This window comes from Cohnella sp. SGD-V74, from assembly GCF_003001675.1.
Lineage (GTDB): Bacteria > Bacillota > Bacilli > Paenibacillales > Paenibacillaceae > Cohnella.
This window is the reverse complement of the sequence record NZ_PVYW01000008.1, coordinates 187,121-213,221: the sequence shown is the minus strand read 5'-3', so window position 1 is coordinate 213,221 and position 26,101 is coordinate 187,121. Positions and strand designations below refer to the sequence as shown.

Annotated in this window: 21 protein-coding genes and 1 CRISPR repeat array (1 of these 22 only partly in view); of the genes, 4 read left to right on the top strand and 17 right to left on the bottom strand. The window is 60.1% G+C overall.

Annotation, left to right across the window (positions count from 1 at the left end):
- Nucleotides 1-8: 8 nt before the first annotated feature.
- Both B0G52_RS14385 and B0G52_RS14380 read right to left on the bottom strand, forming a co-directional pair.
- Complete coding sequence (locus B0G52_RS14385; RefSeq protein WP_094045417.1) at nucleotides 9-983, bottom strand: aldo/keto reductase; 975 nt, start codon at nucleotides 981-983, stop codon at nucleotides 9-11.
- Between the two features lie 54 nt (nucleotides 984-1,037).
- Nucleotides 1,038-3,143 (bottom strand): ATP-binding protein, encoded by a 2,106-nt coding sequence (locus B0G52_RS14380; protein ID WP_158223713.1) that lies wholly within the window; start codon nucleotides 3,141-3,143, stop codon nucleotides 1,038-1,040.
- Nucleotides 3,144-3,311: 168 nt separating this feature from the next.
- Between B0G52_RS14380 and B0G52_RS14375 the strand changes: the two genes are divergently transcribed.
- Both B0G52_RS14375 and B0G52_RS14370 read left to right on the top strand, forming a co-directional pair.
- The gene (locus tag B0G52_RS14375) at nucleotides 3,312-4,682 is read left to right on the top strand and encodes a copper amine oxidase N-terminal domain-containing protein (protein ID WP_094045414.1); all 1,371 of its coding nucleotides are present in this window, start codon (nucleotides 3,312-3,314) and stop codon (nucleotides 4,680-4,682) included.
- Nucleotides 4,683-4,812: 130 nt separating this feature from the next.
- Nucleotides 4,813-5,334: a MogA/MoaB family molybdenum cofactor biosynthesis protein gene (locus B0G52_RS14370; protein ID WP_094045412.1), complete on the top strand. Its 522-nt coding sequence runs from the start codon at nucleotides 4,813-4,815 to the stop codon at nucleotides 5,332-5,334.
- A gap of 420 nt (nucleotides 5,335-5,754) precedes the next feature.
- Here the strand turns inward: B0G52_RS14370 and B0G52_RS14365 are convergent, their stop codons facing one another.
- From B0G52_RS14365 to B0G52_RS14350, 4 genes are read right to left on the bottom strand one after another with little or no spacing between them, the layout of a single operon-like run.
- On the bottom strand, nucleotides 5,755-6,315 hold the full coding sequence (locus tag B0G52_RS14365) for a nitroreductase family protein (RefSeq protein WP_094045410.1): 561 nt from the start codon (nucleotides 6,313-6,315) through the stop codon (nucleotides 5,755-5,757).
- A 22-nt stretch (nucleotides 6,316-6,337) separates the two neighbouring features.
- Nucleotides 6,338-7,342, bottom strand: coding sequence for a FecCD family ABC transporter permease (locus tag B0G52_RS14360; protein WP_233162669.1), 1,005 nt, complete (start codon nucleotides 7,340-7,342; stop codon nucleotides 6,338-6,340).
- Between the two features lie 6 nt (nucleotides 7,343-7,348).
- Nucleotides 7,349-8,323, bottom strand: a complete 975-nt coding sequence (locus tag B0G52_RS14355; RefSeq protein WP_094045408.1) for a FecCD family ABC transporter permease — start codon at nucleotides 8,321-8,323, stop codon at nucleotides 7,349-7,351.
- 16 nt (nucleotides 8,324-8,339) lie between these two features.
- On the bottom strand, nucleotides 8,340-9,386 hold the full coding sequence (locus B0G52_RS14350) for an ABC transporter substrate-binding protein (protein WP_094045406.1): 1,047 nt from the start codon (nucleotides 9,384-9,386) through the stop codon (nucleotides 8,340-8,342).
- Between the two features lie 145 nt (nucleotides 9,387-9,531).
- On the opposite strand from B0G52_RS14350, the gene B0G52_RS14345 reads away from it, so the two are divergent.
- A complete protein-coding gene (locus tag B0G52_RS14345) occupies nucleotides 9,532-11,142 on the top strand; it encodes an AraC family transcriptional regulator (protein WP_158223712.1) in 1,611 nt (536 codons plus the stop codon).
- Here the strand turns inward: B0G52_RS14345 and B0G52_RS14340 are convergent.
- From B0G52_RS14340 to B0G52_RS14300, 9 genes are all read right to left on the bottom strand, one after another.
- On the bottom strand, nucleotides 11,128-12,126 hold the full coding sequence (locus tag B0G52_RS14340; RefSeq protein WP_369827056.1) for an acetylxylan esterase: 999 nt from the start codon (nucleotides 12,124-12,126) through the stop codon (nucleotides 11,128-11,130). The genes B0G52_RS14345 and B0G52_RS14340 overlap by 15 nt on opposite strands.
- A gap of 164 nt (nucleotides 12,127-12,290) precedes the next feature.
- Nucleotides 12,291-13,280, bottom strand: coding sequence for an L-glyceraldehyde 3-phosphate reductase (mgrA, locus tag B0G52_RS14335; RefSeq protein WP_094045402.1), 990 nt, complete (start codon nucleotides 13,278-13,280; stop codon nucleotides 12,291-12,293).
- 24 nt (nucleotides 13,281-13,304) lie between these two features.
- Nucleotides 13,305-15,047 carry a B12-binding domain-containing radical SAM protein gene (locus tag B0G52_RS14330; protein ID WP_094045400.1) on the bottom strand — a complete coding sequence of 581 codons (1,743 nt, stop codon included), beginning with the start codon at nucleotides 15,045-15,047 and terminating at the stop codon, nucleotides 13,305-13,307.
- A gap of 85 nt (nucleotides 15,048-15,132) precedes the next feature.
- On the bottom strand, nucleotides 15,133-15,915 hold the full coding sequence (locus B0G52_RS14325; protein ID WP_094045398.1) for a Cof-type HAD-IIB family hydrolase: 783 nt from the start codon (nucleotides 15,913-15,915) through the stop codon (nucleotides 15,133-15,135).
- Nucleotides 15,908-16,960, bottom strand: a complete 1,053-nt coding sequence (locus B0G52_RS14320) for an ABC transporter ATP-binding protein (protein ID WP_094045396.1) — start codon at nucleotides 16,958-16,960, stop codon at nucleotides 15,908-15,910. Before B0G52_RS14320 ends, B0G52_RS14325 begins: the two co-directional genes overlap by 8 nt.
- Nucleotides 16,960-18,717: an ABC transporter permease gene (locus B0G52_RS14315; RefSeq protein WP_094045394.1), complete on the bottom strand. Its 1,758-nt coding sequence runs from the start codon at nucleotides 18,715-18,717 to the stop codon at nucleotides 16,960-16,962. Before B0G52_RS14315 ends, B0G52_RS14320 begins: the two co-directional genes overlap by 1 nt.
- An 18-nt stretch (nucleotides 18,718-18,735) precedes the next feature.
- Nucleotides 18,736-19,815 carry an ABC transporter substrate-binding protein gene (locus tag B0G52_RS14310; RefSeq protein WP_094045392.1) on the bottom strand — a complete coding sequence of 360 codons (1,080 nt, stop codon included), beginning with the start codon at nucleotides 19,813-19,815 and terminating at the stop codon, nucleotides 18,736-18,738.
- A gap of 25 nt (nucleotides 19,816-19,840) precedes the next feature.
- Nucleotides 19,841-20,719 (bottom strand): HAD family hydrolase, encoded by an 879-nt coding sequence (locus B0G52_RS14305; RefSeq protein WP_094045390.1) that lies wholly within the window; start codon nucleotides 20,717-20,719, stop codon nucleotides 19,841-19,843.
- Complete coding sequence (locus B0G52_RS14300; protein ID WP_094045388.1) at nucleotides 20,716-21,450, bottom strand: MBL fold metallo-hydrolase; 735 nt, start codon at nucleotides 21,448-21,450, stop codon at nucleotides 20,716-20,718. Before B0G52_RS14300 ends, B0G52_RS14305 begins: the two co-directional genes overlap by 4 nt.
- 263 nt (nucleotides 21,451-21,713) lie before the next feature.
- On the opposite strand from B0G52_RS14300, the gene B0G52_RS14295 reads away from it, so the two are divergent.
- On the top strand, nucleotides 21,714-22,655 hold the full coding sequence (locus B0G52_RS14295; RefSeq protein ID WP_094045556.1) for a sugar-binding transcriptional regulator: 942 nt from the start codon (nucleotides 21,714-21,716) through the stop codon (nucleotides 22,653-22,655).
- A gap of 77 nt (nucleotides 22,656-22,732) precedes the next feature.
- Here B0G52_RS14295 and B0G52_RS14290 read toward each other — a convergent pair whose 3' ends face one another.
- Together B0G52_RS14290 and B0G52_RS14285 are read right to left on the bottom strand one after the other, a co-directional pair.
- Entirely contained in the window at nucleotides 22,733-24,079 is a 1,347-nt protein-coding gene (locus tag B0G52_RS14290; protein WP_094045386.1) for a GH1 family beta-glucosidase, read from the bottom strand.
- Between the two features lie 105 nt (nucleotides 24,080-24,184).
- Entirely contained in the window at nucleotides 24,185-25,219 is a 1,035-nt protein-coding gene (locus B0G52_RS14285; RefSeq protein ID WP_094045384.1) for a hypothetical protein, read from the bottom strand.
- A gap of 320 nt (nucleotides 25,220-25,539) precedes the next feature.
- Nucleotides 25,540-26,101: a CRISPR direct-repeat array (repeat unit 32 nt; unit sequence GTCGCTCCCCGTGCGGGAGCGTGGATTGAAAC) (it continues 1,512 nt past the right edge of the window).

Genomic DNA, 26,101 nt, shown 5'->3' with positions numbered 1-26,101 from the left:
CCTCGCGATCAGCGTCCGGCTTCCTCGCTGCGATCGGTCGCCAGCGGAGGGTCGATCGACAGCGCCGTAATCTCCTTGCGCCATTCCTCGGTGAATTCCAAGTCCACCGCAGCGAGAGACGGCTCCAACTGCTCGATGTTTCGCGCTCCGATGATCGGCGCCGTAATCGCAGGGTGACTGAGCGTCCATGCCACCGCAAGCGTAGCCGGATGGATGCCGCGCTCGCGCGCGTAAGCGGAGAAACGGTCCGCGATCGCATAATAGTTTTCGTTCTCGTAACGTTTCGTATAGTTGGTTTGCTCCACCAGCCTGCCGGTCTCCGGCCGCTTGCCTACGCCGTATTTGCCGGTCAGCAGCCCGCCCCCGAGCGGGCTGTAGCTGATGACGCCCAGCTTCTCCGACTCCGCCAGCGGCAGAATCTCGACTTCGGCCTGACGCTTGACGAGATTGTACATCGGCTGGATCAGCTCGAAGCCGGCCAGACCTTCCTTCGCGGAGACGCCGAGCGCCTTGGCGATCTGCCAAGCCGCCCAGTTGCTGACGGCCGGGTAGAGGATCTTGCCCTGCCGGCGCAAATCGTCCAGGGCGCGGACCGTCTCCTCGATCGGCGTCAGCGGGTCGAACGTATGGATGAAATAAAACTCGATTCGATCCGTATTAAGCCGCTTCAAGCTCTGCTCCACCGACAGGAACAGATGCCGGCGCGAGGAACCGCGGGCGTTCAGGTCGGTTCCGAACGGGAAGCCCGCCTTGGAGGTAATGACCACTTCGTCCCGCCTGCCCGCGATCAATTCGCCGAGAATCTCTTCCGCCACGCCGCCGCTGTAGACGTTCGCGCTGTCGAAGAAGTTGATGCCCTTGTCCAGGCAGCGATGGAACAGCTTCTTGGACGTCTCCCGGTCGGCATTGCCGCCGAAAGACATCGTGCCGAAGCATAGCTCCGATACTTGAATGCCCGTCTTTCCTACTGTTTTATACTTCATGTTTCGCATGTTCCTCCCTGTTTTCAACATCGCAGCTTCGTTTCTCCCAGCTCCCTAAGGCCCGGAGCCGTTCTTTAATTGCCACATCCGAAGAGCCAGCTTCCGCGTCGCGACGCTCAAATACCGATAGTAAGTCGGCACCGACAAGTTGAGCCGCTCCGCGATCGTCTCGTGCGTGCCGACTTTGCGAACGTAGGCCAATTTCAGGATTTTCCCGTAGACGGCTTCTTCTTCCCGCTCCGTCTCCATCCGCTCGATCTCCCGCAGAAGATCTTGCCGCAAGGCCAAGCCCGCCCCTTCTCCGGAGTGTACGGCAGCCTCGTACCAGCCGGAGAGTTCCGCGCCCAGCGCCGGCTCGTAAGGGAGCCTGTCGAAGCGCTTAAGAATCGGCTTCAGGAGGCGAACGGTCTCTTCGGGGGAAGTCGGCACTCGGGCTCCGCTCGGGAGTTCCCGATCCGCATCCGAACGCGACAATCCGCTCAGCAGCCGGTCGATGCGGGCCGACAGGGAATCGTCTCGCAGATCGATCTGATAGGCCCGATAGATCGTGCCGTCCCCGGCTGCTCCGTCGGCCCAAGCCGCGCGTTCGTATCCCATCAGCCGCAAGTAAGGCATCCAGTGGGATTCCGCCAGCAGATTCACGATTCGCGCTTGCAGGTTCAGAAGGATCAGCAGACTTCTGGCGAGAATGCCGCTGATCTCGTATTCCACGTCGGTATCCATTCCCGCGAACGGGATGGCGTATCGGACCTGCTCCTCTTCGCAGCGGGACGCCAGAGGCGCCGTAATCGGGCTGCGCTTAAGAACGGCGACGGTCTTGCTGTGGAGAGGAATGACGGCGCAGAAAGCGACCATCCGGCCGTCCCTCCACATTCCGACGAAGGAGGAAGGGTCCGCTTCCCAGAGCGGCCTTAGCAGCTCCGCCGCGTGCCTGTCCTCCGAGGAGTCGGCCCGATAGAAGCGGCGGTGGAAGGAATGATACAGCCGCTCCGCCCGCTCCATATCGGAGAAGGCGCATTCCCGTATGACCGTCTCCCCGTCCCATTGAAAACAAAGCTGACGAATGAACTCGTCCTCGTGCAAGGCCAGCTTGTCGAAGGTCCATTCGGACGAGCGAAGGGTATCGCCGCTCTCCCTTCGCTGAACGACTTGCAGCGCGCGGGCGCGATATTCGGCATACTGGCCGGGCTTGCGGCGCTGGAGATCGTCCACTCCCCATTTGCGGACCAGATCGTGTATTCTCCAATGATCGCGATGCCACGCGACGAACGGCAAGTTGCAGAACTCCCGGAAAACCGGGACGGACAGCGGGCGGCGAACGATCGCCTCCAGAATCTCCTGATCGAACCGCCATACGACGCATGCGGCCTCCAACAGTTCATAGTAAGGTTCGATGAGCAGCTCCCCCAGCCACTCCAGCGGCAATCCGTTCGGCGTCTCCCCGTCGAAAAGACTGATTTCGGCACCGTGAACGGCCTGTTTCAGCATTCTGTCGCAAGCAATGGACAAGGACAGGGGAATCCCGCCCGACAGACGGTACAGAACGCGCACGCTCTCGGGTTCGGTCAAGCCGTGCTTTTCGGCAAATCCCCTCACTTCCGCGGTCGTGAACGGCTTCATCTCCAATCGGTCGATCAACCGGTTCCAGCCGCCTTTGCTCCACTCCGCTCCGAGCGCGTTCCGGGTGACAATGCACAGCTTAACCGACGGGCTGAGCGAAGGAATCCACTCCTCCCTGATCCAGCCTTCGATTCCGACCCACTGCTCGAACTCGTCCAGCAGCACGACAATACCGCCCGCTTCCTCCGCCCTGCGCATAAGACTCCCGTTCAGCTCCTGGATCAGATCGGCTTGGCTTCTCTCCCCTTGCTCGAAGAGGACGCGATCGGCCGGCTCGAGTTCGCGAAGGAGGCATTGAACGAAGGCTGCGGGAGAAGGATGCCCGTCGTGTCCGGGAACGTAGAGGCAGCGCCCGATCGAGGTCCTTTCGGCGAACATGCGCAGTACCGTCGTCTTGCCGATGCCGCTCAATCCGTGCAAATTCAAGATCTTCCAGGATCGATGATCCGCTTCCTGCAGCCGATCCAGCGCCTCCAGCTCGGTCTTGCGCCCAATGAACGTCGACCTCTGGGCTTGATTGAGCAATTCTCCGATCCGCATGACGGACGTTCCTCCTCTTCCGACCCCGCAACACCCGATTTTCGTCCATTGTAATACAAATTGATAGTTTTGTGATATAGACCGCGATAGTTTCTCCGTGGCATTCTCGCTGTAGTTGGATCGAATCGATAACCGCATCGCCCCGACCAAAAGGAGGAACCGATTTTGATGAAGTCAACCGTCCGTTTGTTGATCGCATGCCTTGTATTATTCGGCCTGGGAGCAGGCTCGCTCTCCGCTGCGGCCCCCGCGTCCGTTAACGCCAATCTGGACCACAGATTAAAATTCCGGATCGACGGCCGCGATTGGATTTCCCCGTCCGCTCCGCTGAGCTACAAAGGAACGACCTACTTGCCGGTACGGGCCGTATCGAACGCGCTCGGCCTCGATATCAAATACGAAGCGGCGAGCGGCTCCATTATCATTTTGACCGGAAAATCCGGTGCGTCCGCTCCGGGAGGCGGACTAACGGCTGCAGGCGAGAAGTCCCGCGGGTTGGAGCCGGTCGTCGCCAAAGCCGATCCAAACCTGAAGTTTCTGATCGACGGCGCCCAGTGGACGCCGAGCGCTCCTCCGCTGAGCTACAAAGGGACGACTTACTTGCCGGTCCGCGCCATCTCCGGCGCTCTCGGCCTGGATATTAAGTACGAGTCCGCAACCTTAACGATCCACGTCGCCTCCGGCAAGTCCTCGGGAACGGGCGGCAGCGGCGGTTCGGCTCCGTCCGCGGCAACGCTGCCGCTGTTCGATTCCCGCTATGAGCAAGGCGGCTACGAGCTGCATACCGGACAATCCGACAAGCTGACGTACGCCGGAAAGAAATACAGCCGGGTTTTATATTCTCCTGAACCCTATCAACATTTCTATGTGTATCCCGAGGGAAAATATCCGGTCCTGTCGCTGCAGATCGGCGCTTCCGAAGTCATGGTCGTCGAGTTCCTCGGAGCCGGCGGGGAAAAGCTGAAAACCGCGGAGATTCAGAAGGGCGTCGTATCTACGGTCACGTTGGACGTATCCAAGTTCACCGGAGATCAATACGTCACCATCTATGCGAGACCGTTCCACGACAATCTTCACGGCGAAGTCTATATTTTCGACACTTCCAAGTACACGAACGACAAGGAGGCCTCCTCCGTGCTGCCGGAGGCGCCTAAGACACTGCCGCTGTTCGAATCGCAGTATGAAGCGGGCGGCTACGAAATCCATTCCGGACAGTCCGACAAGCTGACGTATGCGGGTAAGAAATACAGCAAATTGCTGTACATCCCTTACGGTTATCAAAATCTGTACGTCTATCCTAAAGGCAAGTACGCCACGCTGGCGCTGCATATCGCGAGCACGGAAGCGGCCGTCGTACGGTTCACCGACGACAACGGAGAACAGCTCAAAACGGCGAACATCCCCAAAGGAACCGTCACGGAGATCGAGCTGAACGTATCGAAATTCACGGGAGACCGCTACGTGACGATCTACGTCGAGCCGGCCGTCAGCGACCTGGAAGGCGAAGTGTTCATCTTCGAGACTTCTCATTACAAGTAAAAGCGCAAACCGTCGAACGCCGTCCCCTGCCTGAGCGGGCGGAACGTTCGACGGTTTGCATTTTGTCGCTTGTCTCCGTGTCGAATATCTGTTATTTTCTAGGAAACCGATAGAGAAGGAGACGTTGGCATTGACATCGAATTCGACCGAGCAGCACCGCCGGGAAGCTCCCTCCAGCGTCGCTTGCTCCATCCTTACCGTCTCCGACACGCGCACGCCGGAGACAGATAAGAGCGGACAGCTCATTCGCGAGCTGCTGGAAGCAGCCGGGCATACGGTCGCCGAGTACGCGATCGTGAAGGACGACTACGAAGGCATCGCGGCGCTGCTGCGATCGGCGGCGGAAAATCCGCAAGTGGAGGCGGTGCTGCTGAACGGAGGCACCGGCATCGCGGGCAGGGACACGACGTTCGAAGCGGTCCGCGATCAGCTGCATAAGGAGATGCCGGGCTTCGGCGAAATTTTCCGCTATCTCAGCTTCACCGAGGACATCGGCTCGGCCGCCATCTTGTCCCGCGCCATCGCCGGCACGATCGGATCGACCGCCGTCTTCTCGATGCCGGGTTCAACCGGCGCCGTGCGCCTGGCGATGACTCGCCTGATCGTGCCCGAGCTCGGACACGTGATGCGGGAGCTGTACAAGGACAGGTAAGCGCCGAATCAGACATGTCGTACATCGGGTGCTTGAAGGGGTTTTGGCATTTCGTTTATAGGAACAACGACCTGCCGGGTTGGGTGGTGGAATTGATAACGCTACGGCGTAGCGCTATTTGACCGATTCGGACTCGGGGAGCGGTCAATAGAGCGATGGCGTAGCGTTATCTCTTCCCTATGCCCACAATATCGCCTTTGCTCAACACAATAGCGTTAGGCCATAATGCTAACCTCACTTCACCCACCTTGCCGCGAATCAAATAACGTTACCCCATCGTCTTAGGCGATTCCCTGTCACTCGATCTCGATCCCGAGTGCGCTTGCTCATCAACTCCGGGAGAGTAGCTTAGCCTGACAACATGTTTGGGGGCGGGAACGAGATCCGGGTAACCGACCGATATGAAGCCCTGCCGACCTTCTATCCCCGCACCGTAAGCTTGGATTCGGCCGGGGAGCGGGGCCGGGGGTCGGGGATGAGATCCGGATAACCGACGTGAAGCACGCCGACGACCTTCTCCCCGTCCGCTACGCCGACCGCCCGGCGAAAGTGCGGCGAGTAGATGTACGGATTCGTTTTCCATACGACGCCGATTCCCCGCTCCCACGCCGCCAGTTGAAAGCTTTGAATCCAACCGCACGCCGCCCCAAAGTCCTCCTCCCACTGCTTCTGCCGCGGATCTTCCTTCATGACGACGATCAGGTGACACGGAATGACCGCATAGTCCCTGATTCTCTGTTCCGCGTACTTCGCCTTGTCCTCCGCGGACATCGAACCTAGCACCGCCTCCGTAAATTCGGAGCGCGCCTCTCCCTGATACAGAATGTACCTCCACGGCTCGCGAAGCCCGTGATTGGGAGCCCAGTTGGCGGTATCGAGCAGCTCCAGCAACAGAGGAAACGGTACCGGGTCGGGCTTGAACTGCCGGATCGTCCTGCGCTGACGCAGCGTCTCGGCTACGGGATAACCGTCCGTCCCCATGCGAATCGCTCCCTTCGACGATTTATTGATTGCGCTTCTTGAACAGCAAATAGACCATGTACGGCGCGCCGATCAGGGCGATCAGAATGCCGCACGGAATTTCCAGCGGCGCCGCGACCGTCCGGCCGAGCAGATCGGCGGCGTTCACGAGCAGGCCGCCTGTCAGCACGGCCGCGGGGAGCAGCCGCCGCGACATGGAGCCGACGATGAAGCGCGCCAGATGCGGCGCCATCAAGCCGACGAAGCCGATCGTGCCGGCCATCGCGACGGCCGCTCCCGCGGAGGCGACCGCCACGAGCAGCAGCAGCGCGCGGACCCGCTCCAGCTTCGTCCCGAGGCCGGTCGCCAGCGAATCTCCCAGCTGCAGCACGTCCAGGCTTCTCGACAACAGCAGCGCGACCGGAAAGCCGACGGCCAGCCACGGCAGCAGCGGCCAGAAATGCTCCCAGCTCCGGCCGTAGACGCTGCCGGACATCCAGATCACGGCCGCCTTCGCCTGCGCCAGATCGGTGAACGTGAGCAGGAAGCTGACGACGGCCCCCGCCGACGCGGCGATGCCGACGCCGACGAGCACGAGTCGGACCGGCGACAGCCCCCGTCTCCAGGCCAACGCGTAGGACAGCAGCGCCGCCAGCAGCGCGCCGGCGAAGGCGGCGAAGGGCAGCATCGCTACGGGAACGCCCGGAGCGAGCACCATGCAGCCCACCGCGGCCAGCGCCGCTCCCGAATTGAGCCCGAGCACGCCGGGCGAAGCGAGCGGATTGCGCGTGATGCCCTGCAGAATCGTGCCGGACAGCGCCAGACCCGCGCCGGCCAGGAAGGCAACCAGCGCGCGCGGGAACCGGAAGCGGTTCACGACCAGGTCGAACCGCTCGCTTCCCGCCCCGAACAACGCGTGAAGCGCTTCTGCCGCGGGAATGGGGAAATCCCCCAGCACGATCTGCAGCAGCAGAACGAGCAGATTAAGCGCGGCGAGCGCCGACAGGACAAGGACAAACGATGCGCCTCTGTTTCTTACCGTCTCCATCGTTCGTTATGCCCTCCTCTGCGCCAGATAGATCAGGAAGGGCGCTCCCAAGACGGCGGTCACGACGCCCGCGGATACTTCCTGGGAAGGAACGATGAACCGAGCCGCGATGTCCGCCGTCAGCAGCAGCGCCGCTCCGGCCAGCGCGGAATACGGCAGCACCCAGCGGTAATCCTGGCCGACGAGATAGCGGACGATGTGCGGCACGGCGAGCCCGACGAAGCCGATCGGCCCGGCGATCGCCACCGACGAGCCGGCGAGCAGGACGACCGCGAGCAGCGACAGCGCCTTGACCAGGCCGGTGCGCAGCCCGAGCCCCTGCGCCGTCTCCTCGCCGAGGCTGAGCAGGTTGATCTGTCTCCCCATGATCAACGCCCCCGCGACGCCGATCAGCATATAGGGCGCCACCTCGGCGAACAGAGACGTGCTTCTTCCCGTAAGCGATCCGGCCAGCCAGAACCTCATCGTATCGAGCGAACGCTCGTCGAACACCAATATGCCCTGCGTCAGCGCTCCGAGCAGCAGGTTGATCGTCGCTCCCGCTACGATCAGCTTCAGCGGGGTCAACCCGCTCGCGCCCATCGTGCCGAGCAGATAGACGGTCAGCCCCGCGGCCCCTGCACCGACGAACGCATACGCAATCGCCGACGAGCCGGACACGCCGCCCATCAAATACAGATGGATGACGATGAGGAAAGCAGCCCCTTGATTGACCCCGAACAGCTCCGGCCCGGCCAGAGCGTTGCGGGTGACGGCCTGCATGATCGCTCCGGCCATGGCCAGGCAAGCTCCGACAGCCATCGCGATCAGCGCCCGCGGCACGCGCACCGTCCGCACGATCAAATGCTCCCTGGACCCGTTGAACTCGAAGATGGACCGGTACACTTCGGACAGAGAGATGGCCTGCTTGCCGAACGCGATGCTGACGACCAGGCAGAAGGCGACCAGCAGCAGGCCGATGACGATTCCCGCCGGACGCATCGCCGAACCGAGCTCCTTACTGCGCACCGAAGAAGCGATACAGGTCGTCCAGGATCAGATTGGACGCCAGAATGCCTTGGCCGCTCAGCCACGTTTCCCAGTTGACCATATGGACCCGGTCGTTCTGCACCGCGGACAGCGTGCCCCACAGCGGATTCGTCTGGATTTTCTCGTTAAAATACGCCGCTTCGCTCTCTCTGCCGAACGAAATAATGACGTCCGCGTCCATGTCCCCGATCTGCTCCTCGGTAATCGCGATATGCTGGCCCGATACGCCTTGCTGATTGGCCGGACGGGCCAGCCCCGCTTCCTTGACGATAGCGCCGGCATAAGAATTCTCCGTGTAGATGCGGATATGGTCTTCCCGCGGACGAATGAGGCTGACCGTCACGTTCGCGAGCTTATCCCCCATGTCCGTCTTGAACTTCGCGATGCGCGCTTCGAATTCGCCGATAAGCCGGTCCGCTTCCCCGAGCTTGTTGACGGCGTCCGCCTGATCGCGGAGCAGCCCTTTCCAATCGCCGGTGACCCGCTCGGTCAGAACGGTCGGAGCAATCCGCTTCAGGTCTTCGTACACCGCTTCGTGCGTATCCCGCTGTCCGATGATCAGGTCGGGGTTCAGCTTGGCGATCGACTCGAGGTTGGGCTGGTCCGTCGTGCCCGTATTCTCGATGCCGTCCGTCCGTTCGGCCAGATGGGCGAAGAAGTTCGCGTTGACCGATATGCTGTACGGCGCTCCGATCGGCTTGACGCCCACGGCGAGCACGTTATCCAGACCGGAAGAGTTCAGCACGACGACTCTTTCCGGATGCGTCGGAACTTCGACTTCTCCGAACGCATCCTGCACGACCCTCGTTGCCGCGCCCGCGCTTTCGGCAGGAGACGGGGACTCCGATGGAGAAACGGTAGATGAAGCGGAGGGCGAAGCTTGCGCTGCCGCCGGAGAAGAACTTCCGGTATTGCTGGAATTGCCGTTATTGCCGCACGCGGCGGCAACAAGCATAATGAGCAGCAGACTTATAACCGCAACAATAGCTTGATGTTTCCTTGATCTGAACAGCATGACGAGAAGCTCCCCTTTGTAAGAAAAATTATGATGATAATGAGAATCTTTATCAATTATAATGAGAGGGACTCTCGATGTACATGTCCGATCCTATCCAGAATAAATGCCCGATTTTATCTCGATACGCCCAGGAGGAGATTGCATGAACACCGATCGGACCGGCCGCAGCTCCGGTTCCCTGCTGCTGCTCTCATCGGTCTACCGCCGGTCGCTGCGCGCGGCGGCGGGCATTCGGCGCTTCCGGGCGCCCGCCCGCATGCTCGTCTACGTGACGGACGGAGAAGGAACCGCGACGATCGGAGATTCCCACTACGTCGTCGTCAAGTCCGGGGCTCTCTATCACCTGCCTCTCGGCACGCAGGTCGAATTCGTCGACCGCGGCGCCGACACGAAGCTCTATTTGTTATTCGTAGAAACGCCGATGTTGATCAAGCGCAGGGGAAAATGGCAAACACGGGGCAACGAGGAGAAAGGGGCGGGAGGCGAAGAGTGTTGGCTGGATCGCTTGTGGCCCGCCGGCGAAGTGCCGGTAGAAGACCCCGCTTCGCTGACGGAACGAATCGCGGAGCTGCACCGTGTCCGAAGCGTCGATCCGGCCGGACGAAGCAGGCTTCATCTTCTGTTCCACCACCTCGTGCACGAACTGCTCTCCGCTGCTGCGTCCGGGGACGGAAGCAGGTGGATCGGCGGAGGGGTCGCGCAGAGCCTCGATTATATTCACAGCCGTTTTCGGGACAAAATCAAGCTGGAGACGCTCAGCGACATCTCCGGCTTCACCCCGACCTCGTACTCCAGGGAGTTCAAGAAAATGTACGGCCTGTCGCCGATCGATTACTTGAATCGTTACCGCATCGAGCAGGCGAAGCAGATGCTCGTGGAGCGCACCCGCTCCATTAAAGACATATCGGCGGACAGCGGCTTCGGCAACGAGTTCTATTTCAGCAGAATGTTCAAGCGGCATGTCGGCATGTCCCCGTCCCATTTCGTCCGCAGAAAAAACCTGCGGATCGCGGCGGCCTCGACGTTGCGCTTCCAGGACATGCTGGAGTCGCTCGGCGCATCCCCGGTCTACTGGGCGAACTGCCACAAAGCCAAAACGATGGATCGAAGCACGCACCAGACGATCGTCGCCGGCAAAATCGCCGAAATGCGCCAAGCCGCGCCCGATCTGATTCTGTGCGACGATTACCACAGGCCGTTCCTGGAGCAGTTCAAGCAGATCGCGCCTACGGTCGTCATCAGCCTGAGTATGGATTGGCAGGTCAACAACCGGAGAATCGCCGAGATCGTCGGCAGGGAGGCGGAGGCCGAGCGCAACTTCAAGCTGCTCGAGCGCAAAATCGAGGAGGCGAGGGGGCCGCTGAGGGAGCGTTACGGCAGCGAGACGGTAACGATCATGAGGGTCATTCACAAGCTGATTCGTATCCAAGGACTGTCCAACCACCCGATGAACGATCTGATTTACCGCGATCTCGGGCTGAAGCCGGGCTTCTGCGTGCCGTCCAACGCGATGAACGTGGAATTTTCCCCCGACAAATATCCAGATATGGACACCGACCATCTGTTCGTGCAAAACGTCTTTTTCTACCCGGAGGACGAGACGATCTTCGCCGGCATGCAAGAAAGCCCGGAATGGCAAGCCATCCGGGCCGTCGCGAACGATCGCGTGCGCAGCACGCCCAACTGGGTCGGCATGAGCTGGTCGACAAGCGGGAGAATGCGCATTATCGACGGGCTACTACAGCAGCCTTGAAGCGATGAAATCCAGTGCCTGACGCTGCATCTCCCCGGTAACCGCATGGCCGGTAAACGGAAACGGCGCAATGCGCTTATCCCCTTCGATCCGGTTGTACGCCGCGTAGATCGTCTCCGGCATCGTGACCGGGTCCTTCAGGCCGACGGTGACGAATACCGGGATGCGAATGCGATGCGCCAGGTTCATGTTGTCGAAGTAGCTGAGCGTGCGCAGTACCGCCTCCAGATGGCCGGGGAATCGTTCCACGAACGAAGCGGCCTCCGTCAGCGAGCTGGCCGAGTTCAGGATGCCGAAATCCATATGACACATGTTCGGAATATGAGGGACCGCGATCGCCGGCTTGTCGGACAGCGCCGCGGCGATCATCGCGAGTCCTCCGCCCTGACTGCCGCCCATCGCGCAGATCCGGCTCCGGTCTACCTCCGGCTGGTCGGCGGCCCAATCGAGCGCCTTGAGCGCATCAATTGTGATCGCTTTGTAGTAGCACGTATCCCGATCCAGGATGCCCTGCGTCAGCCAGCCCCTCGTCATGCCGTACGGCTGCGGCATCAGATTACCCGTCTCCCCCGCCTGGCCGCGGACGTCGATGGCGAATACCGCGAGGCCCATCAGTACGTACGAGGCGTAATCCTCCGGATAGCCGCGGCTTCCCCCGTATCCGTGGTACAGCACGACGCACGGGAGCTTGCGGTCGTCTCTCCGTGGAAACTTCGGCAGCAAGTACCAGCCGCGAATCGGCGTCTCGTCGAAGCCCTCGTACGCGACGTCGTACGTCTCCATGAACGCCAACGGCGTCTCGACGAGCGTTCTCGTCGCGTTCAGCGGCTTGGCGGCATACCGCTCAAGCTCCCCGTCCCAATACGCGTCCAGATCGGGCTGCGCCGTCAATGGCGGAGCCAATCGCTCCAGCTCTTCTATTCTTCTTCCTACCGCGTGGTTCATCCGGTATTTCCCCTCCAGCGTATCGATTACCGGCTCCATAAAACAGGGGACTGCCCCTAAGTGTAGAGTCGTACTGAACGATCATCGATGGATGGATAGTCACGGGTATCTATCTCCCTCCGGTGTCTCCGGAAGATAGATGCCCATTCTTTTTTTTCATCGGCAATCTTGTACGACCCCACTTATGGGGCAGCCCCCATCCGTTACTTCAAAATCGCTTCGATCCGAGCCAGCTCGTCCTCCGAGAAGTCGAGCCGCTTCAGCATCGCGACGTTGTCGTCGAGCTGGGACGTCTTGCTCGCGCCGATCAGCACGCTCGTCACCCGCTCCCCGCGCAGCACCCATGCGAGCGCCAATTGCGCCAGCGTCTGCCCGCGGGATTCCGCGATCTCGTTCAGCTTGCGCACTTTGTCCAGCTTCTCTTGAGTAATGTTCCCTTCGTTCAGGAAGACGGACGCTCCCGCCGCTCTCGAATCCTGCGGAATGCCGTTCAGATAGCGGTTCGTCAGCAGCCCTTGCTCCAGCGGCGAGAACACGATGGAGCCGACGCCGCCCTCTTCCAGCACGTCCTGGAGCCCGTCCTCGATCCAGCGGTCGAACATGCTGTAGCGCGGCTGGTGAATGAGCAGCGGCGTACCGAGCTCCTTCAGGATGCGGATCGCTTCCTTCGCTTCCGGCGCGCGGTAGTTGGAGATGCCGACATAGAGCGCCTTGCCGGAGCGGACCGCATGGTCGAGCGCGGCCATCGTTTCCTCCAGCGGCGTATCGGGATCTGGACGGTGGTGGTAGAAAATATCAACGTAGTCAAGCCCCATCCGCTTCAAGCTCTGATCGAGGCTGGACAGCAAATATTTGCGCGAGCCCCATTCTCCGTAAGGGCCTTCCCACATGTAATAGCCGGCTTTCGTCGAGATGACGAGCTCGTCCCGGTAAGGCTTCAGGTCGGTGGCGAGCAGCCGTCCGAACATCTCCTCCGCCGATCCCGGAGGCGGTCCGTAGTTGTTCGCGAGATCGAAGTGGGTGATTCCCAGATCGAAGGCGTGCCTCACCAATGCGCGGCCGTTCTCGAAGGAATCGATGCCTCCGAAGTTGTGCCAGAGTCCGAGCGACACCGCCGGAATTTTCAGCCCCGAGCGTCCTACCCGGTTGTATTTCATCGATGCGTAACGTTCTTTGTTCGCCAAATAAACCATGTTCCTTATCCACCTCTCGCCCTTTTATTTAACTGCCGCAATCCCCTCCGGAAGCGGCAGCGCCAGCAACTGCGGCCCCGCTTCCTCGCCCGAGTATTGGAAGACGAGCAGCGACGGCCGCTCGCGATCGACCCGGCCTTCCTGCACCCAAGCGCCGTAATCGAACGGCAGCCGGTCCAGCGCGCTCTTCTTCTGCAGCTCGCGCTCGTCCGCGCCGAGCTGCTCCGCCGCGTACTTCAGCCCAGCGGACCAATCCCGCTTGTCCAGACGGTCTTCCCACCAAAGCTTGCGAGGCTTGTACTTGTGCTGCAAATAGTAATCGATGCGCAGCAGGCCGAACGCGACGTCGCGGTCCAGCTCCGGCCGCGCGTCGTGCTCGAGGAACGCCCACAGCCGCGAGAACAGATCCTCGAGCTGATGGCCGATCCGGCTCCAGCCCCGCTCCTCCCAATAATCCCCGAACGCCTGGAAGAAGTCGAACGGAGACGGATAGGCGCTTCCGACCAAATATTCGATCGTCCGGTCCATCCGGTGGGCGTTCCAGAATTTCTCCAGCACGTCCTCCACCCGCTTGATCCGGACGATGTCGCCGAACGGCATCAGGTCGTTGCCGAGCATCTCGTACGGCGCGCGCTCCGAATAAATATACCCGAACTTGGCCGCGTCGTTGCGCAGCCCCGTTCCCCGCAGCATTTTCAGGAAGCCGAGCTGAAGCTCTTCGGGCCTGAGCGCGAACACGTCGTTAAACGTCTTGCGGAACGTATCGTAATCCTCATGCGGCAGGCCGGCGATCAAGTCCAGATGCTGGTCGATCTTGCCGCTGTCCTTCACCTTGACGACGGTGCGCGTCAGCTTCGCGAAGTTCTGACGGCGCTGCACCGCCAGATTCGTCGGATCGTTCGTCGACTGCACCCCGATCTCGAAGCGGAAAACGCCCGGAGGCGCGTGCTCGGCCAGGAAATCGAGCACCTCCGGACGCATGATGTCCGCGGTAATCTCGAACTGGAACACGCAGCCTCTGTGGTTATCGATCAGAAACTGAAAAATCTCCATCGCGTAATCGCGCTTGATGTTGAACGTGCGGTCGACGAACTTGATCAGCTTGGCGCCGCTGTCGATGAGGTAAGTCAGCTCTGCCTTCACCCGCTCCATATCGAAGTAGCGAACGCCGACCTCGATGCTGGACAGGCAGAACTGGCAGCTGAACGGGCAGCCCCGGCTCGTCTCGAAGTAGACGACGCGGTTGCGCAGCGAAGGAATGTCCTCTTGGAACCTGTGGGGCGACGGTATGGCGTTCAGGTCAAGCTTCGGGCGCCCCGGCGTGATGACGACCTCGCCGTCCTTGCGATAGGCCAGGCCGAAGACGAAGTGATATTTGCGTTCCCCGGTGATCTGCCGCAGCAGGTCTCGGAACGTCTCCTCGCCTTCCCCCATCACGATAAAGTCGACGGAGGAGAGCCGGTTCATCCAATAGTCCGTATCATAGGAAACTTCCGGACCGCCGAGCACGATCTTCGTCTCGGGCAGCACCTTGCGCAGCATGTCCACGATGACGATCGTCTCTTCGATGTTCCAGATATAGCACGAAAACCCGATCACGTCGGGCTTCTTGGAAAACAGATCGGAGGCAACCGCCATGGCGGGGTCCTTGATCGTATATTCGGCGATGTCGATGTCGAACTCGTCCTGGGCGTAGGCTTTCAAATATCTCAGGGCGAGCGAGGTGTGAATGTATTTGGCGTTCAGTGTCGCTAAGACGACTTTCATGGCGGAATCCTCTTTCGGCGTAAGGCTTTCCTTTATTGTAACGGATAATCGCCGGGGAAGAAAACCTTTTGCGCGGGCGGACGGTTCAATTCAGCAATCCGACCAGACGAAGCCCGTTGGCGATGCCGTCGCGATCCACGGCTGTCGTCACGTAACGCGCCAGCTTCTTGACCGCTTCGGGCGCGTTGCCCATCGCCACGCTGTGGCCGACATACCGGAACATCTCCACGTCGTTCAGGTTGTCGCCGAAAGCGTAGGCCTGCTCCGGGTCGAAGTCCAGCCTGCCGATCAGCTGCGCGATGCCATTCGCCTTCGACCCTCCGGTCGGAAGAACGTCTACGGAGCGGGGATGCCACCGGACGAACCGCAGACCGGGAAAAGCCTCCTCGTATGGACGTTCCTCCCCTTCCCGGCAGAACAGCATCGTCTGGTACACGTCGGTCCGTTCATAGAAACGCGGGTCGCATGCCGGATGCTCGTGCCTTAGCGAGCCGATGCATTCGTCCACATAGGGGTGATAGTTCACGCTGCCACGCATCTGCCCTTCGTTCAGGTAGACGAGCGGGTGGCCGCGGCGGGAAGCAAACCCGGACAGGGCGCGGAGATCGTCGGTGCGAAAAGGATTCGTATAAATCCGTTCCCCTCTCAGCACGACGTATTGGCCGTTAAAGCCGACGTAAGAGTCGATGCGCAGCTCCTCCGCCAACCGGGCGATCATAAACGGCGATCTGCCCGACGCCAGCACGAGCTCGTGCCCGGCCTCCTGCAGACGCCTCAGCGCCTCCTTCGCCGAGGACGGCAGCCGCTTGCGCTCGTCGAGCAGCGTGCCGTCGATATCGAAAAACAAAACGCGCTTCGTCTTAAGCATATTGAAGCTCCCGCTCCGGAATCGTCACCGACACTTGGTCGTGCAGCTTGTACGGCACGGGGGAGACGACCTCCCACTGCTGGCCGGCGGCGACGATATCGTAGTTGAACTCCTTGCCCTGGAACTGCACGTTGGCCACTTGGCCGACCAATCCGCCCTCGCGAGCGGGACCGAGCTCCAACTGATCCGGCCTGACCGGGTACAGCCCGTTCGATTTGAAGTAGCCGGCCACCCCGGCGCCGCGCCATTGCACGGAGCTGCCGGAGCCTTCCGGGATGAACAAGTCGTTGTCCCAATGCCCGCGAACGAGGTTGGCCTTGGAGACGAATTGCGCGACGAACTCGGTCTCCGGCCTCAAATAAATGTCCTGCGGCGTGCCGATCTGCTCGATCCGCCCCTCCTTCATGACGACGATCCGGTCGGCCATCGACAGCGCTTCGCCCTGATCGTGCGTCACGTAGACGATCGCCGAGCCCGTCTGACGGTGCACGCTCTGGATTTCGCGGCGCATGTTCATGCGCAGCAGCGCGTCCAGGCTGCTCAGCGGTTCGTCCATCAGCAGCAGCGAAGGCTCGGCCGCGATGGCCCGCGCGATCGCAACCCGTTGCTTCTGCCCGCCGGACAGCTCGTGCGGCATGCGCTGGGACAGATGCGACAGGCCGACCAGCTCCAGCACCTGCTCAATGCGCGACGCTTCGTTGTCGCGGATCGCCTTCGGCGTCTTCTTGTGCGTCCGGATCGGAAAACGGACATGCTCGTAAATGTTCATATGAGGCCACAGCGCGAAATGCTGGAACACCATGCCGATGCGCCGCTTCTCCGGCGGTACGAGCGTGCTTGCGCCGGCGACGACTTCGCCGTCCATCCGGATCTCACCGGAGGTCGGCTGCTCGAAGCCCGCCAGCATGCGCAGCAGCGTCGTTTTGCCGCAGCCGGAAGGGCCGAGAATGGCGACGAACTCTCCGTCGGCGATATTCAGATTGACGTTGCAGAGCGCCGTGTAGCTTCCGAATGTTTTGCCGACGTCGTGAAGTTGAATGCTCATTAATTGTTTCCTCCTCTGCGGGCGGTCCATTTCTGCAGCAGCTGAAGCAGTCCCGCTCCGACGAAAATAAACAGCACGATCAAGCTGGACAAGGCGGTCGAATACAGCGTCTTCCCGGCCTGCTCGAAGCCGAAGATCGTCACGCCGATCGTCTGCGTTCCCGAAGAGTACAGCAGCGCCGATACGGTCAGCTCGGTGAGCGCGGTCAGGAAGACGAGCAGCCCCCCGCCGACGATTCCGGGCAGGAGCAGCGGCAGCAGAATCGCTTGCCAACGGGTCCACGGACCTGCGCCGGAGACGCGGGCCGCTTCTTCCATCGAAGCGTCGATCTGCATGAAGGCGGTCACGCCGGACCTGATCTGGAGAATCAGGAAGCGGCACACGTAAGCGATCAATAATATCGTCGTCGTTCCGTAGATGCCGGGATTCCAGCCCGGCACCGGCTCCATCCATACGAGGATCATCGACAGCGCGAACACGATGCCCGGCAGCGTATACGGGATCGAGATCGCCAGCTCGGCCAGCTTGTTCAGCTTGGACGGCTTTCTGACTCTGTAGAAGGCGAACAGCGTGCCGATCACGAGGCAGACGACCAGCGTAATCGACGATAGAACGAGGCTGTTCTTGATCGCCTGCCAGATGACCGGATTGTCGAACAGAACGTAACGGTAGTTGTCTAAAGTCATGGTGCTCCAATTCAGCTTGCCGCCGTAGGATTTGCGCAGCGACAACGTAATCATGGACAGCAGCGGCACGATCGTGATGAGGATCAGCACGCCCCACATCGCCCCTCCGACCCACGCGCGGGCTCTTCCCAGCGCGTAGCGGGGTTCGTCGTCCATACGCCCCGTCTCCGTCGCTTTGCTCTTGCGGACGGTGAACCATTGCAGCAGCGTTCCCGCGATCGCGATCACGCCGAGCAGCACGGACAGCGACGCTCCGCGCGCGAACGCGGACGGCCCGAAGCCGATAATCTCTTCATAGATAAGCGTGCTGAGCACGCTGATATTGACCGGCGTCCCGAGAAAAGCGGGAATGCCGAAGTTGTCCAGCGAAGCCAGGAAGACGAGCAATCCGCCGGCCGTTATACCGGGCAGCGAGAGCGGCAGCGTCACCCGCGCGATCGTCTTGAGCTTGCCGGCGCCGCCCGTCTTGGCGGCCCATTCCAGATCCCTCGGGATCTTTTTCAATACGTTAAGCGTAAACAGGTAGACGAGCGGGAAGTGATGAATGCCCATGACGAAAATAATGCCGCCCGCGCTGTACATGCTCCAAGGCTTCGCCCCGGCGTCGAACAGCTGCAGGAAGCTCGCCATCAAACCCTGCGTCCCCATGAAGGAGGACCAGCTCAGCGTAAGCACGTAGGACGGAAGCACGAACACGAGCACGATCAGCAGGTTCAGCAGCTTCTTGTGCTTCAGGTCGGTGTAGGCCATCAGCCATGCGGCGACGATGCCCAGCGCCATGGAGAGCGCGGTCGATCCGAGCACGATGACGAACGTATGCCTGAGCACCTTCCAGAACCGCTCCTGCCGGAACAGCTCGAAGTAATAGCTCAGCGTGAAGCCCTGCTCGTTCTGCACGCTCAGCAGCAGCAGCTTGGCGATCGGAAGCACGAAGAAGAAGAATGTCGCCGCCGCGCCGAACGCCAGCAGCCCGTATCTGCCTAAGGACGATGCGGAGAGAAGAGAGCGGGGGAACGTCCCGCCGCCCTTCTTCATCCCCGTCTCCAGGACGGAAGTGTCGGAAGTAGCCATCCGCTGTCAGCTCCGCGATCAGTTACCGAACAGATCGGTAAACTGCTTCTTGTCCGCTTCGCGCTCGTCGGTCAGCGTCGCCAGATCGCCGGACAGAATGTGGAAATCGGCGATGCCCTTCAGTCCGGCAGGCGGCGTTACGCCTTCGCGAATCGGCGTATATCCGATCTCCGCGGCCAGCTTCTGGCCTTCTTCCGACAGTACGAAGTCGACGAAAGCTTGCGCGGCGGCTTCGTTGTCCGTGCCTTTCAGAATCGCGATCGGCTCGGTGATGAGCGGCACGCCTTCCTCCGGATAAACCAGATCGATCGGGGAGCCGTTCGCCTTCTCGCGGGGAACGAGGTAGTCGACGATCATGCCGTACGCCTTCTCTCCGCTGGCTACGGCTTTCAGAACGGCGCCGTTTCCTTTGATCACGGTCATGTTGTTGTCCTTAAGCGACTGGAGGAACTCCCAGCCGAAGCCGTCGGTGCGGGAGAATACGCCTACGTTGTAAGCGGCGGCGCCGGAGTAGAGCGGGCTCGGCATAATGGCCGCATCCTTGCTCTCGGCGGCGGTCAGCGCCTTCCACGATGTCGGCAGGCTGGTCACCTGGTCGGTGTTGACCGTAATGACGGTAGCCATCACTTTCGTTCCCGTGTACATGCCGTCCGGGTCGGCCAGCTCGGCAGGAATATGCTCGATCTCGGGAGACTTGTAGGAGAGCAGCAGGTCTTGGCGCTTCAAGCCCTCGAAGGTAACGGCGTCGGCCAGCAGCAGCACGTCGGCTTGAACGCCTCCTGCCTGTTTCTCCGCCTGCAGCTTGGCGATGACTTCCTCCGTGCCGGAGCGGAACGTCTCGACCTTCACGTCCGGATAGGATTTGTTGAACGCGGCGATCAGCTTGACGACGTCCTCTTCCGGCTGGGAAGTGTAGAACGAGATCTGTCCGGAAGCCTGAGCGGGCGCTTCGGCCGAAGGCGAAGCTTGCGAAGAGGCCGGAGCGGACGGTTCCGCCGCCCCTGCGCTGCCTGTATTGTTGTTATTCGATTTCGCGCCGCATCCGCCGACGATAACCGTCGCGGCCAGCAAAGCCAGAATCGTGCTTTTCTTCAACATGTGTGTTTCTCTCCTCTTTGTCTGTTTAATGATCTATGAGATGATGCCATACGGCGCGCGCGACGCCGTTCTCCCGGTTGCTGCCCGTTACGGCGCGAGCGACCCGCTTCACGCGCTCTTCGGCATTGCCCATCGCGATTCCAAGTCCGGCCCATCGCAGCATCTCGATATCGTTATCGTAATCTCCGATCGCCGCCACCTCTTCGGGCCGTATTCCGCGTTCCCGGCACAGCAGCTCCAGCGCGGTGCGCTTGCTGACGCCGGACGCATTGACATCGAAGCGTCGTCTGCCCGTCCTCGTCAGCGCGAAGGCGTTCCGCACGGCAAGCTCGTCCAGCAGCTCGTCGATCAAGCCGGGATTGTCGCAGATGACGGTCGCCTTGTATACCGGCCTCGGGTCCGAGCCTGCGAAGCTCGTCAGGTCGCCAACCGGGATAACCCGGATGAGACTTGTCTGCTCGCGGTAGTTGCTCTCTGTCAGTTCGCGGCCGGGAATTACGACCACGTTGGCGAGCGGCCAGCGGGCGTTCATCTCGTTCAGCCGCTCGACGTACAGCTCGTTGCAGCCGTAGAGATGAACATAAGCTCCGCGTTCCTGCACGAGACGAATGAGCGAGATCAAGCCGTCCGCTTCTATCGGACTTCCTTGCAGCAGGCCGCCTGTTTGCTGATCCAGCATGACCGCGCCGTTCAGCGCGATGAGCGGGACGTTCATTTCCAGCTCTCTGGCGTGCAGCCATACGGATGCCGGAAACCGGCCCGAGGCGATCGTCAGCAATCCGTCTTGCCCGAGATAAGCGGCGAGCGCCCGGCGAACTTCGTCCGTAATCCGCTTGTCGCCGTCCAGCAGCGTGCCGTCCATATCCAGCGCCAGCAGCCGACGCCTCGGTTGCCCGGCGCTCATACGGTGTACATCCGGGAAGTGTCGGGCAGCTCGACCGGACCTCCGAACGCTTCGCTGGCCGACTGGCGCATATGCTCGAAATTCCCGTCTCCGGGAAGATGGACAAGCACGAGCTTTTTCACGTTGGCCTTGCCCGCGATCATGCCGGCCTGACTGGCGTCCATATGGCCGGCTCCTGTCGTATGCTTGCTGCCTTCGCAGATCGTCGCCTCGCACAGGAAAATGTCTGCGTCCTTCGCCAGCTCGACGAGCGAGTCGCAATACGACGTGTCTCCCGAATAGACGAGCACCTTGCCCCGGTACGTGATTTTGACCGCGTAGCAGGGAATCGTGTGATCGACCGGAACGAATTCGACCCGCGCGCCGGCTAGCTTCACCGGCTGGGCCGGATCGATGATCGTAATTTCGGAATGGTTCCCGTACAAGGTCGACAGCACGTTCACCGGCTCCGAAGGGGTGAACAGCGACAGCTTGCCTTGCATTTTCCCGTTGCGGATCGCTCCCGTCGCGGCATATTGGAGAATGCCGATGTCCGCCATATGGTCATAGTGGAGATGCGAGAGGATGACCCCGTCCAGCTTGTCGACCCGGGTGTGCTTGACCAGTTGGCTCATCACCCCGCTGCCGCAGTCGAGCAAAATCTGCCCCTCGCCCGTATCGATCAAGTAACCGGCCGTCGCTCCGTCCGCCGAAGGATAACCTCCCCAGTATCCCAAAATGGTAATATCCATCCTTTCACCTCGACTGTCTTCGCTTGCTTTTTACATATGTTCGCTTACAAAACAATTGTAAATTCGGTAGATTCGTCGAATGTCACACGAATGTAATCGCAGCGTTAAACTTGCGGAATCGGCGGTTTCGGCGAGGGGATTTCCTAGTCTGCGGAGGCGAATCGTGTATACTAGTAGAGAGTTTAAGTAGAGTTAAGCAGAGTAAAAGCAGCGTTCAAAAAGCCCGGTTTTCAGCACCGAGTAAGAGAAAGTTGGGATTGCGGATGAGCTCCGAAGACATCCGGTTGATGGTGAAAATATGCAAGCTTTACTACTACGAATCGTGGACGCAGGAGAAGCTGGCGGAGAAATTCGGCATCTCGCGTCCGATCATCTCCAAGATGATTCAGAAGGCGCGCGAGATCGGCGTCGTCGAAATTATCGTGCACGACGATCCGCAGCAGACGTCCGAGCTGGAGAAGGAAATCGAGCTTGCCTATAATCTGAAGCAAGTGTTGGTCGTGCCTACGCGGGACTTGAACAAGGAGCTGGTGACGAGCGCCGTCGGCAAAGCCGCCGCCCTGTTCGTGCAGAAGCTGATCAAGAACGGAGACCGCGTCGGGGTGTCCTGGGGCAACACGCTGTACCATATGGTGAGGGAATTTCCGCTGGACAAGAAGGACAACGTGAAAATCGTGCCGCTGATCGGCGGCATGGGCAACGAGCGCACCGAGGTGCATTCCAATCATATCGCGTACGAACTGTCCAAGAAGCTCGGGGGAAAAAGCGAATCGCTGTACGCGCCGTCCGTCGTGGAGACGGAGCAGCTGCGGGATCAGATCGCCACGCTGCCGAACATCGTGCACGTGCTGGAGGAGGGGGAGCGGGTCGATCTGGCGCTCGTCGGCATCGGCAATCCGTACTCGATGTCCACGATGGAGAGGTACGGCTACTTGAACGAAACGGTGCTGAGCGAGCTGAAGGATCTCGATGCGGTCGCGGACATCAACTCCCGCTTCATTAACCGGGACGGACAGATCGTCGCGCATCCGATCAACCGCCGGGTCATCGGCGTCGGGCTGGAGCAGCTCCGGCAAGCCGGCAACGTCGTCGGGCTGGCCTTCGGCCTGCACAAGATCGAGAGCATCAGGGCCGCTCTGCGGGGAGGCCATATCCAGATGCTCGTAACGGATGAAGCGACTGCCCAGAAAATTATGGAAGGTTAGCTGTTTAGGCGCCGGATAGATCGCAAGCCCCCCGGTCGGCCGGGGGGCTTGCTTTTCGTTAGACCTGAGACTCGCGCTTAAACCTCGAACCCGTCATTGGCAATGACGTCCTGGATAAAGTAATAGCTGTCCTTCGGATGGCGCTCCAGCGTCTCGTAATTCGTGTAGACGATGCCGAAGCGTTTGCGATAGCCTTCCGCCCATTCGAAGTTGTCGAGCAGCGACCAGGCGAAGTAGCCTTTCAGAGGCACTCCGGAACCGATCAGGCGATGGCACTGAATAAAATGTTTCCGATAATACTCGGTACGCTTGACATCATGGACGCGGTTGCTCTCGGTCAGTTCGTCCTCGTAGCAGGCTCCGTTCTCGGTAATGTAGATCGGCGTATCGCCGTATTCCTCATGCACCCAGCTCAGCACCTTGTACAGCCCTTCCGCGTAGACGTTCCAATCCATATACGTCTTGTCGAAGCCGATCTGCACCTCTTCGCAGTCGAACAGCCCTTCGCCTTTCTTGTACCGCCCGAAGCCGCCGCTGTAGAAATTGACCCCGATGAAGTCGATCTTCTGCGCAATCGTCTCCATGTCGCCCGGCAGAATCGGCACCGTCGCCCCCTTCTCCTTAAACCAATCGACCATGAACTGAGGGTAGCTGCCCTTAAACGTCGGGTCCATGAACCATTCGTTGTTGAACGCGCGGTTGCGGCGGGCCGCTTCGATGTCCTCCGGCGAAGTCGTGTACGGCTCGAACCAGTACAAGTTGTGCGTCGTACCGATCTCGCCCTTAATGCCGAGCTCGCGGAACTTCTTGACCGCCTCGCCATGCGCGACCATACAGTGATGGGCGACGTTAATCGCCAGCTGCAGATCCGTATTGCCCGGAGCATGGGCGCCAATGTAGTTGGACAGGAACGAGACGCACCACGTCTCGTTAAACGTAATCCACTGCTTGATCTTGCCGTCGAACGCCTTGAACATCACTTCCGCGTAGTTCACGAACGCGTCGATCGTCTCGCGGTTGTCCCAGCCGCCCTTGTCCTGCAGCGCCTGCGGCAGGTCCCAGTGATACAGCGTCGCGCAAGGCTGAATGCCCGCGGCGAGCAAGGCGTCCACGACCTTCCGGTAATAGTCCAGCCCCTTCTCATTCACGTCACCCGTCCCTTGCGGGAAAATGCGGGGCCAGGCGATCGAGAATCGATACGCCTTCACCCCCAACTTTTTCAACAGGGCAATGTCTTCCTCATATCGGTGATAGCTGTCGCACGCCACGTCGCCGTTGTCGTCGTTGAACACTTTGCCCGGCGTATGGGAGAACGTGTCCCAGATCGACAGTCCCCTGCCGTCCTCTTGGTAAGCCCCCTCGATCTGATAAGAGGCGGTTGCCGTCCCCCAGACGAAATCTTTCGGGAATTGAATTTTGGCCATAAAAAGTCCCTCCGCGCCAGAATGTTTTGTGTGATGGAAAACGTTTTCTGGATATTAGAATTCGACGGAGGGAGGGGGAATTCCTGTATGCGATTTTGGCTCTGTTTAGTTGTTTTTTGCGGCGGGGAGCTTGGCCAGCGCTTCGTCCTGCAGCTTGTCGCGGAATTTCTTCACGGCTGGGACGTCCGTCTGCTCGCCATTGTCGCTCTTAACGAACAACTGCCCCTTCGACTCTTCGAGGATGGACAGAAATTCTTTCGCGAATTGGCCCGAGATCGTCTCCCCGTGGGAAGCGGCCATCTGCTCGTACTGAGTTTGCAGCTCCAGACGAATGGCAAACGTCTCATAATCGAAAATCGGCGTATTGCTCAGCCCGATGAAGTAGAAGCTCAAGTAGCGAAGGAAGCTGTATTCGGCCTTCTGGCGCTCGGGAGTATCGGGAAACGTGACGAGATAGCTTTCGGAGGCGAGAAGCCTGGAGGCCAACTCATCCCAGGAAATGACCAGCGCGGCATCCTTGGCGGAAGGAGCGTCGGATTCCCTCGCCCTCAGATCCAGGTAGGCCTTCATCGAGATCGTCACCTGATCGCTGTACGTCAGCAGCCTGCCATAGTCCACTACGGGAAAATAGTAGCCTTCCGCGGTCTCCACCTTGTAGCCGCCGGCAACCGTGTTCTCCACGAGCGTGCGCACTTCCTCGTCCTTCAGCTCCGCGACCGCTTGCTCGGTAATCGGCCAGTCGAGCTCGGACAGCTCCTGCTGGACTTCGGGTTCCTCGAACGACTTTTCGGCTTTCGGCAAATCCTGCTCGTAAAATTGCTCAAGCGTCCGAATCAATTCGTCGGCTTGAGCGGGCTGCACCTGTTCCATCGACTTCTTCAATTCGGAGTAGGCTTCCTGGGCGGGGGCTCCTGCGAGCGTTAGCTCCCGATAATGCTTGGCGATCAGCTCGCTCGAATCCTGCGTCGGAGGAAGCGAAGCCGATTCCGTCGGCTCGGGCGCCGTCTCCGTAGGAGCAGCCGTCGGCGACGGGGTGGACGTGGGCGCGTCGGGCTCATTGCCCTTCGCTCCGCATGCGGCAAGAACAAGGGATAATACCAGTATAGTAGCTGCTGTCTTTACTCGATGGTTTTTGGTCACTGCGATAACCTCCCAGTATAGCTTATATGTCTACAGGTTACAACGTTTCCGGCTGGCAGGAAGTTGCAGGTACTGAGTTAAAATTGGAGAAATCTTCTAGGCCAAAAACCGTTTTTTTAACCTATCTATGATAAAATGAAGACGATCGCTGCTTTCGCGAACCCCAAGCTCACATCATTTTCCAGGGAGGTTCGCGCAGCCCGCAGGATAAGGCTTCTCGGCATTTTTACCCGGCTGTGCCTCCAACAAAACACTTCGCTGAACGAGGTTCGCGGAAAAGAGCCGAGATCTCTTGCTGGGTAAGGGATTATTGCGATGCTGTCGCTCCCCGTGCGGGAGCGTGGATTGAAACATTCTATCATGATGAGCGTTTCTCTTTTGTGATCGGTCGCTCCCCGTGCGGGAGCGTGGATTGAAACTCCATCTCGGGGCCGTACCAGGGATCCCCGTGAGTCGCTCCCCGTGCGGGAGCGTGGATTGAAACCGATCTTGACGCTTAAACCGGTTGCGACGTGGATGTCGCTCCCCGTGCGGGAGCGTGGATTGAAACCGGTGTAACCGGTCTCGATCGGGTACGAATTACTGTCGCTCCCCGTGCGGGAGCGTGGATTGAAACGGTCTTGCATGTACTGCGTGTAAAGCTTCTGCTGTCGCTCCCCGTGCGGGAGCGTGGATTGAAACGTCCGGTCCCCGTCGACGTCATTCAATACGCCAGGTCGCTCCCCGTGCGGGAGCGTGGATTGAAACACGACGTAGGTGTCCGGCTTGTCCTGCCCGCGGGTCGCTCCCCGTGCGGGAGCGTGGATTGAAACTCGCGGGTACGGCGAACGCTTCCGCTACCGGAGGTCGCTCCCCGTGCGGGAGCGTGGATTGAAACCGCAA